14 protein-coding genes are annotated in these 11,930 nt (G+C 47.3%); 7 read left to right on the top strand and 7 right to left on the bottom strand.

All coding sequences use genetic code 11. The features are described 5' to 3' along the window. Positions 1 to 4 precede the first annotated feature (4 nt). On the bottom strand, positions 5 to 751 hold the full coding sequence (locus HHL16_RS08780; RefSeq protein WP_169424750.1) for a DedA family protein: 747 nt from the start codon (positions 749 to 751) through the stop codon (positions 5 to 7). Between the two features lie 32 nt (positions 752 to 783). Next, positions 784 to 2,046 (bottom strand): dicarboxylate/amino acid:cation symporter, encoded by a 1,263-nt coding sequence (locus tag HHL16_RS08775; RefSeq protein ID WP_169424749.1) that lies wholly within the window; start codon positions 2,044 to 2,046, stop codon positions 784 to 786. Positions 2,047 to 2,250: 204 nt separating this feature from the next. Here HHL16_RS08775 and HHL16_RS08770 point away from each other — a divergent pair, with 204 nt between their 5' ends. Together HHL16_RS08770 and HHL16_RS08765 are read left to right on the top strand one after the other, a co-directional pair. Next, a complete protein-coding gene (locus tag HHL16_RS08770) occupies positions 2,251 to 3,738 on the top strand; it encodes an amino acid permease (RefSeq protein WP_169424748.1) in 1,488 nt (495 codons plus the stop codon). Between the two features lie 135 nt (positions 3,739 to 3,873). Then, the gene (locus HHL16_RS08765) at positions 3,874 to 4,596 is read left to right on the top strand and encodes a YebC/PmpR family DNA-binding transcriptional regulator (protein ID WP_169424747.1); all 723 of its coding nucleotides are present in this window, start codon (positions 3,874 to 3,876) and stop codon (positions 4,594 to 4,596) included. Positions 4,597 to 4,661: 65 nt separating this feature from the next. Here HHL16_RS08765 and HHL16_RS08760 read toward each other — a convergent pair whose 3' ends face one another. Beyond that, positions 4,662 to 4,865: a hypothetical protein gene (locus HHL16_RS08760; protein WP_169424746.1), complete on the bottom strand. Its 204-nt coding sequence runs from the start codon at positions 4,863 to 4,865 to the stop codon at positions 4,662 to 4,664. A gap of 38 nt (positions 4,866 to 4,903) precedes the next feature. Then, positions 4,904 to 5,446 carry a hypothetical protein gene (locus tag HHL16_RS08755; protein WP_169424745.1) on the bottom strand — a complete coding sequence of 181 codons (543 nt, stop codon included), beginning with the start codon at positions 5,444 to 5,446 and terminating at the stop codon, positions 4,904 to 4,906. Positions 5,447 to 5,558: 112 nt separating this feature from the next. Between HHL16_RS08755 and HHL16_RS08750 the strand changes: the two genes are divergently transcribed. Further along, positions 5,559 to 5,756, top strand: a complete 198-nt coding sequence (locus HHL16_RS08750; protein ID WP_169424744.1) for a hypothetical protein — start codon at positions 5,559 to 5,561, stop codon at positions 5,754 to 5,756. A gap of 17 nt (positions 5,757 to 5,773) precedes the next feature. After that, positions 5,774 to 6,178 carry a hypothetical protein gene (locus tag HHL16_RS08745; protein WP_169424743.1) on the top strand — a complete coding sequence of 135 codons (405 nt, stop codon included), beginning with the start codon at positions 5,774 to 5,776 and terminating at the stop codon, positions 6,176 to 6,178. A gap of 11 nt (positions 6,179 to 6,189) precedes the next feature. On the opposite strand, the gene HHL16_RS08740 is transcribed toward HHL16_RS08745, so the two are convergent. The 3 genes from HHL16_RS08740 to HHL16_RS08730 are packed head-to-tail and all read right to left on the bottom strand — an operon-like array spanning position 6,190 to position 9,506. Continuing rightward, positions 6,190 to 6,498, bottom strand: a complete 309-nt coding sequence (locus HHL16_RS08740; protein ID WP_169424742.1) for a hypothetical protein — start codon at positions 6,496 to 6,498, stop codon at positions 6,190 to 6,192. Between the two features lie 7 nt (positions 6,499 to 6,505). Next, complete coding sequence (locus HHL16_RS08735) at positions 6,506 to 7,120, bottom strand: trimeric intracellular cation channel family protein (RefSeq protein WP_169424741.1); 615 nt, start codon at positions 7,118 to 7,120, stop codon at positions 6,506 to 6,508. Continuing rightward, positions 7,113 to 9,506: an alpha-ketoacid dehydrogenase subunit alpha/beta gene (locus HHL16_RS08730; RefSeq protein WP_169424740.1), complete on the bottom strand. Its 2,394-nt coding sequence runs from the start codon at positions 9,504 to 9,506 to the stop codon at positions 7,113 to 7,115. The genes HHL16_RS08735 and HHL16_RS08730 overlap by 8 nt, the downstream gene beginning before the upstream one ends. A gap of 152 nt (positions 9,507 to 9,658) precedes the next feature. Between HHL16_RS08730 and HHL16_RS08725 the strand changes: the two genes are divergently transcribed. From HHL16_RS08725 to HHL16_RS08715, 3 genes are all read left to right on the top strand, one after another. Further along, positions 9,659 to 10,123: a DUF1573 domain-containing protein gene (locus HHL16_RS08725; protein ID WP_206022302.1), complete on the top strand. Its 465-nt coding sequence runs from the start codon at positions 9,659 to 9,661 to the stop codon at positions 10,121 to 10,123. 13 nt (positions 10,124 to 10,136) lie between these two features. Beyond that, positions 10,137 to 10,574: a DUF1573 domain-containing protein gene (locus tag HHL16_RS08720; RefSeq protein ID WP_169424739.1), complete on the top strand. Its 438-nt coding sequence runs from the start codon at positions 10,137 to 10,139 to the stop codon at positions 10,572 to 10,574. Between the two features lie 111 nt (positions 10,575 to 10,685). Further along, the gene (locus HHL16_RS08715) at positions 10,686 to 11,882 is read left to right on the top strand and encodes a pyridoxal phosphate-dependent aminotransferase (protein WP_169424738.1); all 1,197 of its coding nucleotides are present in this window, start codon (positions 10,686 to 10,688) and stop codon (positions 11,880 to 11,882) included. The last annotated feature ends 48 nt before the right edge of the window (positions 11,883 to 11,930 follow it).

The raw sequence follows: 11,930 nt of genomic DNA, 5'->3' as shown, positions 1-11,930 counted from the left end.
AACTTTAAGCAGGGTTTTTGGGAACTGGCGGTTCCTTGTGGTTATCTTTCTTTTTACTGAAAAATAATTTGAACAATACAGGAGCAGTTGTTACCAGTACGATGCCGAGAACGATTACTTCGAGGTGTTGCCTGAGATCGAAGTTGAAAGCGCTCATGATCCATTTTTGCAGAAAGTGACCCGCAAAAAGCATGCTGAATACCCAGGCGATACAGCCTATCACATTATAGTAGCCGAATTTCTTTCTGTCCATTTGCACAATGCCTGCGATGATGGGTGCGAAGGTTCTGATGATGGGCAGAAAACGCGCCACCACTATTGCCCAGCCTCCATTCTTTTCGTAGAAGTCGTGCGCCTGATAGAGGAATTTTTTCTTGAAGAAGAATCTGTCTTTCCAGTGGTACATCGATGGGCCGATCTTTCGCCCCGTCCAGTATCCTACCATATTTCCGAGGATGCCGCAAACGGAGATCAGTGCCCAGAGCACAAAGAGATCCACGTATTCGTTCCTCACCTGTCCCATTCCGAAGAGTTTGAGAAACTGGTGGGTGATGCCGGGAACGCCTTTGTCCATTTCATGCGCATAGATGCCGGCAACAAAAAGCAGGGAGTCGCCGGGAAGAAAGAAGCCTGCGAAGAGACCTGTTTCCGCGAATACCACAAAGAGTAAGAGCCATAGTCCGCCATTCTCGATATAGAATTGCGGCTGCAATAACTGAGACCACGAAAAATCTAACAGTATCAGATCCATAAAGGCTGCTTGAGTTTTATGAAAGCAAGGTTTTAAGCCTGTGCTGCATCTCCGCTGTCGCCTGGTCCTAACTCACCTTCCCATTTGCTCACAACTGAAGTGGCGAGGGCATTTCCGATTACATTGGTCATACTGCGGAACATATCACAGAAGTGGTCGATCGGCAGGATAATGGCTACGCCTTCAGGCGGTATTTCGAACATGGCGCAGGTGGCCAGTACTATCACGAGTGAAGCACGGGGCACACCGGCAATTCCTTTACTGGTGATCATCAGTACCAGCAACATGGTGAGCTGGGTAGAGAGATCGAGTGGCACTTTGTAAGCCTGTGCAATGGCAAGGCTGGCAAAGGTCATATACATCATACTGCCATCGAGGTTGAACGAGTACCCCAGCGGCAGTACAAACGAAACGATTTTATTCTTATTGCCGAAGCGTTCGAGTTCTTCGGTCAGCTTGGGAAAAACGGCTTCGCTGCTGGTGGTGCTAAAGGCAATCAGCAAAGGCTGACTGATTCTTTTCAGCAGTTCTTTCACACGGCCTGTACCGAGAATCATGGCTCCGGCACTTAACAGCAGCACCCAGAGTATAGCTATGCCAAGCAAAAAGAATGCGAAATAAACGATGTAGAACTTGAAGATATCCAGTCCACGTGCGGCCACTACGGCGGTGAGTGCACCAAATACCCCCAATGGAGCGAAGTTCATCACATAACCTACCATCTTGAGAATGATATGCGCCACAATATCGAGGGCTTTGATCAGTGGTTTTGCGTAATCGCCAAGCGCCGTCATGGCCACACCAAAGAAGATGCTGAACACCACCAGTTGCAGAATCTCATTGGTAGCCATGGCTTCCACCACACTTTTGGGGATGATATGCTCTACGAATTTTTCGAGGGTGAGTTGAGAAGAGTTCTTCATCAGGTCTTTCACGCCTTCGGTATCGGCATGTGAAAGATCGATATAGGTGCCCGGCTTGAAGATATTTACCAGCACCAGTCCCAGCAAAAGGCTCATGAGTGATGCAGAAATGAACCAGAGGATGGCTTTTCCGCCAATCCTTCCAACGGTCTTGATATCGCCGAGTTTGGCGATGCCTACCACCAGCGTTGAGAACACCAATGGTGCAATGATCATCTGAACCAGGCGAATGAAAACCTTACCGAGCAGGTTGATATTCTTTGAAAAAGGCTTGATGAATTCTTCTGATGCGGAAACGTGAACCAGGTATCCGACAACAATGCCGAGTACCATGGCAAGCAGTATGTAAAGGGTCAGCCTGTTCTTTTTCATGTAAGGGCTTCTGATGAATAATGGCCGCAATATAGCACTTAAACAATAAAAAGCATTTTTTGCAAACCCTTATTCTCACTCATGTACAGGGCAGCGGGGTTGGTAAATCTTTTACTTTGACGGTATCATTATTTCGTTATCTTTCCACCCTATATCTTTTTTAAAACCCCATTGTTCATTTTCAAAAATAGATAACCGACTGTTATGAGCTTGTTTCGTAAGAAATCATTGACTGCACTGCTTGCCCAGGCTGCCGAATCGGAGAAAGGGTTGAAACGTACCCTCGGAGCCGGTAACCTGGTTGCCCTTGGCATTGGCGCCATTATTGGAGCCGGACTGTTCGTAAGAACAGCAGCAGCTGCCGGCGGCCACGCTGGTCCTGCGGTTACCATCTCATTTGTCATTGCTGCTGTTGGATGTGCTTTCGCTGGCTTATGCTATGCTGAATTCGCGTCTATGATCCCCATCGCCGGTAGTGCTTACACCTATGCATATGCTACAATGGGTGAGCTGGTTGCCTGGATCATCGGATGGGCACTGGTACTGGAATATGCCCTCGGCGCCGCCACTGTATCGATTGCCTGGAGTGAATACTTAAATAATTTGCTGGGGGGGGCAATACCATATGAATGGTGCCACTCGCCGCTGGAATCTGCAGTAGATGCAGCCGGCGTAATGCACAGCGGTATCATGAACGTACCAGCTCTCTTCATTCTGCTGTTACTCTCCCTGCTGCTGATCAAAGGCACACAGGAATCAGCGCTGGTGAATGCTATCATCGTATTTGTAAAAGTGGCCATAGTATTGGTGTTTATCGCTATCGGCTGGCAATATATCAAACCAGAGAACCATACACCATTCTTCATTCCCGCAGACCAACCACCTGCTATCCTGAATAATGGCAAGGAATATTCCTATGCTCCGCCGTTCAATCACGGATGGCTGGGAGTACTCAGAGGCGCAGCCATTGTATTCTTCGCCTTCATCGGATTCGACGCGGTATCCACTGCTGCGCAGGAAGCGAAGAACCCCAAAAGGGATATGCCTATCGGTATCCTCGGGTCGCTGGTTGTTTGTACCATTTTCTACATCCTGTTCTCTTATGTACTTACAGGTGTGGCTCCCTTCACCGACTTCCAGAAAGCAGGTGGTGAAGCATCTGTAGCTTATGCCATCAAAACATACATGCTCAATCACGAATGGCTGGCAACAGCAGTAACCGTGGCTATCCTGGCTGGTTTCAGCTCAGTGATACTGGTGATGCTGCTTGGTCAGAGCCGTGTGTTCTACTCTATGAGTAACGACGGCCTGCTGCCAAAAGTGTTTGCAGATCTGCATCCCAAATACAGAACACCGTACAAATCCAACCTGATCCTCTTCATTTTCGTAGGAGCATTCGCAGGTTTTGTACCGGGTCACCTGGCTGGCGACCTCACCAGTATCGGAACGCTCTTCGCATTCGTACTGGTAAGTGCCGGTGTCTGGATCATGAGAAAATCCGATCCGAAAGTTCCCCGTCCGTTCAGAACGCCTGCCGTTCCGTTCGTATCTACCATGGGAATTCTTGTATGTACTGCCATGATCATTTCCCTTGATCACGTAACCCAGCTCACAGCGCTGGTATGGATGATCATCGGTCTGGTGATCTACTTCAGCTACAGCAAAAGCCGCAGCAAATTGGGAAGACCATAAAATCAAGCGCTTATACATAAAAACGCTCCGGTAGTACCGGGGCGTTTTTTTATAAGGATTGCAAAGGTTATTTTTGCAGCCCTGAGCCGGAAGGCCGGACTCAGTCAACATCGTAAATAAGAAATCAATACCAATATGGGTAGGATATTTGAAGTTCGGAAGTCTACCATGTTTGCCCGCTGGGACAAAATGGCCAAGCAATTCAGCCGTATCGGAAAAGAGATCGTGATCGCCGTAAAAGCCGGTGGCCCCGATCCCAATACCAACCCGGCTCTCCGCCGATGCATGCAGAACGCCAAGAGTGTGAACATGCCGAAAGATCGTGTGGAAGCTGCCATCAAGCGTGCATCGGGCAAAGAAATGGATAACTACGAAGAGATCCTGTACGAAGGATATGGTCCTCATGGAGTTGCCATTCTCGTAGAAACTGCTACAGACAACCATGTTCGTACAGTGGCCAACGTAAAAGCACATTTCAATAAAGGCAATGGTGCATTGGGTAACAGTGGATCGGTAGCCTTTCAGTTCAAGAAAATGGGTGTATTCAAACTGAACCCGCAGGGGCTCAGCCAGGAAGACCTCGAACTGGAACTGATCGACTTCGGCCTCGAAGAAATGGGAGAAGGAACCGGTGAGAACGGAGAAACGCTGCTCGTACTGCGCGTAGGATTCACAGACTTCGGCAATATGCAGAAAGCGCTGGAAGAAAAGAACATCACTCCAATCAGTGCAGAACTGGAATGGATTCCAGGTACTACAGTTGAACTGCCCGAAGAGCAGGCACAGGAAGTGCTGAAGCTGGTAGACAAGCTGGAGCAGGATGAAGATGTGCAGAAAGTGTTCTATAACCTCGCATAAGTTAACTGAAAATAAAAAGCCTCCTCAGAGTGATCTGTGGAGGCTTTATTATTTTGATGATGTGTTTATTTTCCTGAAGCTGCAACTGAAGACAATGCTTCTATTTGAATTAAGAATGCTTCAGCGTCCTGCTCAGTAGTAATCACTTTCGTAAGAGCTTCATTTTTAGTTGATACCGGAATCTCACGAGGCACATAGAATGGATCATTAGCTGTAGCATCCGCTAATTTTTGTATGGCATCCATTTTAGCCTTTATTATTTCATTCATAAACCAAATTTACTGAAAAAAAATCCCTGAACCATTCGCTATATATTTCTAAAAACATAGTATCTGTACAGATCAATTGCAGGCCTATGGCTGTCTAGCAATTCGGATTGAGGTTTAAAGAAGACAGCGCCATCATTCTTTCTTTCAATATCCCCGCTCCTCATAAGTCGGGCAAACCAGTCAACACCAAAGGCTTTAAGATATTCAGAGAGATAGGTTCTGTTGCCAATAAATATTCTATGATAAAGATAGGCCCTCACATCATCAGAGCCATCTAATCCGATACTCGACTCCGGGTTTGCACGCAGGAATGTCAATGCAAACAAAATAATGGAGGAAAACAACTTGTTCAGATCATCATGGGAGATTTCGGCTGAATCATCTATCGTTCCATTAGGCAAAGGAGGACCAAAACTAAGATTATAAACGTCCGGCAATAAACCGATCATAGCTGGTTTTAGTTGAATCTTCATTAATACAGCATTGCCTTTTTTATCACAGGAATGAAAGGCTGCTTCTCTCAGATCAGGCGTTATCAATAGCAGTTCATACGTATCTTCGAGATCTATTTTTACTTTCATAGGGTTATTTCTTCATGGCACGGTTATCATTTCTTTTCACCTGATAAATGTAACCATTAACCGAAAAATAATCACGGTAACCAACAACTGTAAAAACAAATTTCACTAACAAATGAAAGCCAAGCACGCTCTTTTTCTCCTTGCCATCGGCTTCGTACTGGAGTTCCTCGGTTCCTGGATCCGAATTATGCACTGGGCGAAAAGTGATTACTGGACAATCGCAGGCATTCTGCTGAAAATCGCAGGTGTTGTGTTGCTGGCATATAAAATTGTAACTTACCCCGGATGGAAAAATTTCTGGAACCGGTGAAGAATAAATCCCGAATCATGAAACTATTAACTGGCATCGCCTCCGCTTTTTTGATCGTTGTTTTTCTGAGCAGCTGCAATGGCGTTTACACCACCAGCCCTAATCAGGTATACGAATACTGGACAGGCGAGCTGCCCGACTCCAACGTCCATGTGCTTAATGGAATGTATCAGCGCAAAGACGGTCAATATGCCCTCTTTCTCAAAATGGAGGCGTCCGAAGAATGGCGAAAACAATTGATCGAATCGAATAAGATGGAAGCGCAGACGGAGTATACACTTCCTAAAACAGTGCCTTCCTGGTTTAAACCCGCAACCCGCATGCTGATCTGGAAACCGGCAACGGCAACAAAAAAAGACAACATGCTCTTTTTTGAAGATACCCTTACTGGAAAAGTGCTGTATCTGGAAGTGAAGCTGTAAGAGAAAAGGACTTATTGCCCGTTGGTGTGATTTTCATCATTCATCCCCTCTCCGATTTCCCTTCGGATGAGCTGCTTGAATTTCTTCTCATTCGACTTCCACGTAGTGGCAGAAATAATGGTGATGCTCACGAATGCAATTGTAGGAATCGTCCACAGCTTATTCTCGAAGTCGATGCCGAACATGGCAAAGATGAAGAACACAATGATGGTGGCGATAAATGTTCCCGCAAGGATGTACAGCGTGAGGTAGGATCTTTGCCCACCTTTTCTTTGTTCTTCCCAATACTTTATGAATCGCTTCTCCTTTGCTGTTAACATTTGCAGACTATTTATGGTAAGATGCAGGCAAAGATATCTTATATCTCACTGCAATTACACGAATGAGTACAATGAATACAATGGTAATGGTGGTGGTGTACTCCACAAGGATATTGGTACGATTGAGGCCGAAATACAGCAATCCGCCTGCAATACAGGCCGAAGCATAGATCTCCTTTCTGAAAATGAGGGGGATATTGTTCAGCAGTACATCGCGCAATACGCCTCCGAAACATCCGGTAGTGGTTCCCAGCGCGATGCAGATAAGTGGACTAAGCCCTGCATTCTGCGCCCTTTCGATACCCACAACAGTGAATAATCCGAGGCCGAGCGAATCGAAGAAGAACATGGTTCTGCTGAGTTGCTTGAGCAGTTTGCCGAAGAGCAGCGCTGCGATTGCTGTACAGAGGATCACGATGGCCGTGGTATTATCCTGCAGCCAGCTCACCGGCGTTTTGCCTATAAGTACATCACGAACGGTTCCACCGCCGATAGCCGTAACAAACGTAATGATGATCACGCCAAAAGGATCGAGCCTTTTTTCCATGGCCATGAATGCGCCTGATAAGCCAAAGGCGATGGTACCGCCGATCTCGATAATGTCGAGGTAGATTTTATTCATTTATCATTTCAGTTACCACATCCACGATCTCTTCGGTGTTGGGCTTGCTGAAATAATCGCCGTCACTGCCGTAGCTGGGTCTGTGTGCTTTGCCGGTGATGCTGCGTGGAGCTACATCGAGCCAGCGGAAACCGCCCTGCTTTTCCATCACTTCGTTGAACATGTATCCGCATGCGCCACCGGGAACATCCTCATCTACAAATACGATGCGGTTTGTTTTTTTGAGGCTTTGCAGAATTACATGATGCGTATCGAAAGGCAGCAATGTCTGCACATCCACTATCTCACAGCTGATGCCGTGCTTAGCCAGCACATCGGCAGCTTCCTGAATTACACGCAGCATAGAGCCATAAGAAACGATGGTGATATCGGAACCTTCACGGATCACTTCCGGAACGCCGAGCGCTACCGTGTAATCGAGCAGATCGGAAGGCAGTTTTTCTTTCAGACGATACCCGTTGAGGCACTCCACTACAATCGCAGGATCGTTGCCTTTGAGCAGGGTGTTGTACATGCCTGCCGCCTGCACCATATTGCGTGGTACGCAGATATGCATGCCGCGGAGTGAGTTGATCATCATGCCCAGTGGCGAGCCGCTATGCCAGATGCCTTCGAGCCTGTGGCCACGTGTGCGCACAATAATCGGGCAGCTCTGACGGCCTTTGGTACGCCAGTGCAATGTGGCTGCTTCATCGCTGAGCGGTTGCAGACCATATAAAAGATAATCGAGGTACTGAATTTCGGCGATAGGACGAAGGCCGCGCATAGCAAGACCAATGCCCTGTCCCATGATGGTGAGCTCACGTATACCGGTATCGAACACACGCTCAGGGCCATGTTTCGCCTGAAGACCGGCAAAGCCCTGATTTACGTCACCGATCTTACCCACATCTTCTCCGAATGCCACCACCTTGTTGTTTTGGGTAAGCAGCATATCGAAATAGCGGTTGAGGATTTCGTATCCGTTCACCATGGGTGCATCGTAAGCGTAGCGCAGCTCTGATGTCTGAACGAGCAGCGGACTTTTAGGGCTTTCGTCGTACAGATGTGAATCGTACATGGCGTAGCCTTCGGCTTTCAGCTGATTGTAATATTGACGGAGACTGTCTGCAGATGGATGTTTTCCTGCAACTGCAAGTACAGTGTGCAAAGTAGCCAGCACATCGCGGCGCATCGGCTCGCGATTGGAAACGAGCTCCTGTTTTGCTTTGGCAATTTCGCCATGAGCATCGAGGCCGGCAGTGATCAGCTCTTCAATTCTTGCTGCCGCATCCGCCACCTGCGTTTTGATCGGCGTGCTGTATTTCTCCCATGCACGGTTCTTGCTGTCGCGCACGAACTCTTTTGCATGGATCTCTACGTTATGGAGTTCTTCTTCACTGCAGAGTTCATTTTCGAGAATCCATTCGCGGAACTTCTTGTTGCCATCCCATTCGCGTTCCCATTCGAGACGCTCAGGAGTTTTATAACGCTCATGGCTACCTGATGTAGAGTGGCCCTGAGGTTGCGTTACTTCTTCCACGTGGAAGAGAGCTGGAATATGTGTGTCGCGGATCTTCTGGATGGCGGTCTCAAATACTTCGCACATGCCCGCATAATCCCAGGCCTTTACTTTGTAGATGTCGAAACCGGTAGTTCCATCTTTTCTCTGGAAACCTTTGAGGGCTTCGGAGATAGATCCTTTGGTTGTTTGAAATTCTTTGGGAACGGAGATCCCGTAACCATCATCCCACACAAAAACTGCGAGAGGCACCTGCAGAACACCTGCGGCGTTGACGGTTTCCCAGAAATGTCCTTCAGACGTGGAGGCGTCGCCGATAGTGGCGAAGCAGATTTCATTTCCCTCATCACTGAGGGATGTTTCTTCGAGCAGCGCTTCTGAATTGCGGAAGAGTTTGGAGGCGAATGCCAGGCCGAGGGCGCGGGGCATTTGTCCGGCTGTAGGCGCTAATCCTGCTGCAATATTCTTACGGTTCACCAGATCGAGAAAATTACCATTTTCGTCTACGGTTTGAGTAGCGAAATGTGAATTCATCTGGCGGCCGCCGCTGTGCGGATCATTGGCAGTGTCGGGATCGGCATAGAGCTGTGCAAAGAACTCTTCGACAGAGGCTTGCTTTGAAGCGAAAGCAAATGTCTGATCGCGGTAGTACCCGCTGAGGAAATCTCCGCGACGGAAGAATTTAGCTGCTGCAATCTGGGCAACTTCCTTTCCATCACCGAAGATGCCGAATTTGGCTTTTCCGGTCAATACTTCCTTACGGCCTAAGAGGCTGGCCTCTCTGCTTTCGCAGGCCATACGGTAATCGTTCAACACTTCCTCACGGAACTTGTCGAACGATAATTTTTCGTTGGCAAACAATGGGTTGTGTATGGCATTTTCCATGGCTCAAAAGTAGTATTTAAGTAGGTACCAACTGCTCAAATGGGGCCAGAAATTGCGGATGTTAAAAAATTGTCATTAACCCTGAAATTTCTTGGCAATTAGAACGTTAAAAATGTAATTTTGAATACGTTAACAAATAAATAAAGTAACACATGACTAAAAAATTGTGTTCGCTTGTACTGGTCATACTGCTGGCCGCATCGGGCAGCCTGATGGCACAGAGCGCAACAGTGGCCAATCCTCCGGCAGATGTACTTCAGCTGAAAGAGAACGGGTACGATTTTGGCAAGATCCCTCAGGGAAGGCCCGTAACACATATTTTTGAAATAGTGAACACTGGCAAGGCTCCTTTGTTATTGAGCAATGTGCAGGCTTCCTGCGGATGCACCACTCCTGAGTGGAGCAAAGATCCGATCAAACCGGGCGCCTCAGCACAGATCAAGGTAGGATACAATGCTGCCGCTGAAGGATTCTTCAACAAAAGCATCACTATCCAGTACAATAAAGGAGAATCGAAAACGCTGATGATTTCCGGTACAGTGTACAAAACACCCGCTACTGCGGCACCGGCCAATTCATCCATCACATTACTGAAAAACATTAATGGACTCCAATAAACTCAATCAAATTATGAAAAAACTTCTTCTGGCATTAAGCGTGATCTTTGTTTCAGTGACTGGCTTCGCACAGGCAACCGCACCTCAGTCAGCTGAAAACGTGGTAAAGTTCAAAGAACTGGTGCACGATTTCGGTAAGATCAAACAAGGTGTACCTGTTACATACAACTTCGCATTCACCAACGTAGGTACCAAACCTGTAGTGATCGAAGCAGCTACGGCATCTTGCGGATGCACCACTCCGGTTAAACCCGAAGCGCCTGTTGCAAAAAGCAAAGCAGACAAAATCACTGCAGGTTTCAATGCCGCTGCACTCGGACCATTCAACAAAACCATTGCCGTGAAAGTGGCAGGTATCGATGCGCCGCTCGAACTGCGCATTACCGGTGAGGTGCTGAGCGAAGTGGACTATGCAAAATATCAGAAAGAAAAAGGAAATAAGTCTAAGTAAACTATAATTTTCTTGCGCGGGGTCTTCCTGTTGTCGCTGACAATAAATGGAAGACCCCGCTTTATTTTTGTACGGTAAAAAGATTCAATTATACTCCCCTATCTTTGTTGCATGTTAACGATAAGCCAGCGTGGCAAAGAAATGCCCGCATCACCCATCCGTAAGCTGGTTCCCTTTGCGGAAGCAGCCAAGAAAAAAGGAACGAAAGTTTACCATCTCAATATTGGTCAGCCCGATATCGAAACGCCTCCGCAGATTCTGGATGCAGTTCGCCATGCAGACTTCAAAGTGCTGGAATACAGTCACAGTGCAGGTAATGAGAGTTACCGCCGTAAACTGGTGGAGTACTACAAGAAGGTAGGCATCGAAGTAGATCACAACCAGATCATCGTTACCACCGGCGGTTCGGAAGCCATCATCTTCGGATTTATGGCCTGCCTCGATCCGGGCGACGAAGTGCTGATCCCCGAACCATTCTACGCAAACTACAACGGATTTGCAGTGGAAGCCGAAGTAGTGGTGAAGCCAATCACTTCACATATCGAAACAGGTTTTGCACTGCCCGCGATCAGTGAGTTTGAAAAGATGATCGGGCCACGCACCAAAGCTATTGTGATCTGCAATCCTAACAACCCTACCGGTTATCTCTACAGCAAAGAAGAGATGGATACCCTGAAGCAGATCGTGATCAAACACAATCTCTTCCTGTTTTCGGATGAAGCATATCGTGAGTTTGCTTACGACGGCAAACAGATCAGCGCCATGCAACTCGAAGGAGCAGAACAGCATGTGGTACTGATGGACACCATTTCCAAAAGATACAGCGCCTGCGGTGGACGTATCGGCGCATTCGTAACAAAGAATAAAGAACTACTTGATGCTGCCATGAAATTTGCACAGGCGAGACTGAGCCCTCCTTCTTTTGCTCAGATCCTGGCAGAAGCAGCAGTTGATCTTCCCGATAATTACTTCGACGCAACACGTTCGGAATATCAGAAACGCAGAGATGTGCTGGTATCGAGACTGAATGCAATGGAAGGCGTTTTCTGTCCTAACCCAGGTGGTGCGTTCTATGCAATGGCAAAACTGCCCATCGATGATTCGGATAAATTCTGTCAGTGGTTGCTGGAATCTTTCAACCACAATGGCGCTACAGTAATGCTGGCACCAGCTACAGGATTCTATGGAACAAAAGGATTAGGGCTGAACGAAGTACGTCTGGCGTATGTGCTGAACGTAGACGACCTGAATAGTGCAATGGATTGTCTGGAAGCAGCTTTGAAAGAATATCCTGGTAGAACTAAATAAAAGTTTTTCCGTATCAGGAATTTCTATATTTTTGCAACCCTTTTAGCA

This window comes from Pseudoflavitalea sp. G-6-1-2 (assembly GCF_012927185.1).
In the GTDB taxonomy this organism is placed as follows: Bacteria; Bacteroidota; Bacteroidia; order Chitinophagales; family Chitinophagaceae; genus Pseudobacter.
The sequence above is the reverse complement of the archived record's forward strand: the minus strand, read 5'-3'. Positions and strand labels throughout refer to the sequence as shown.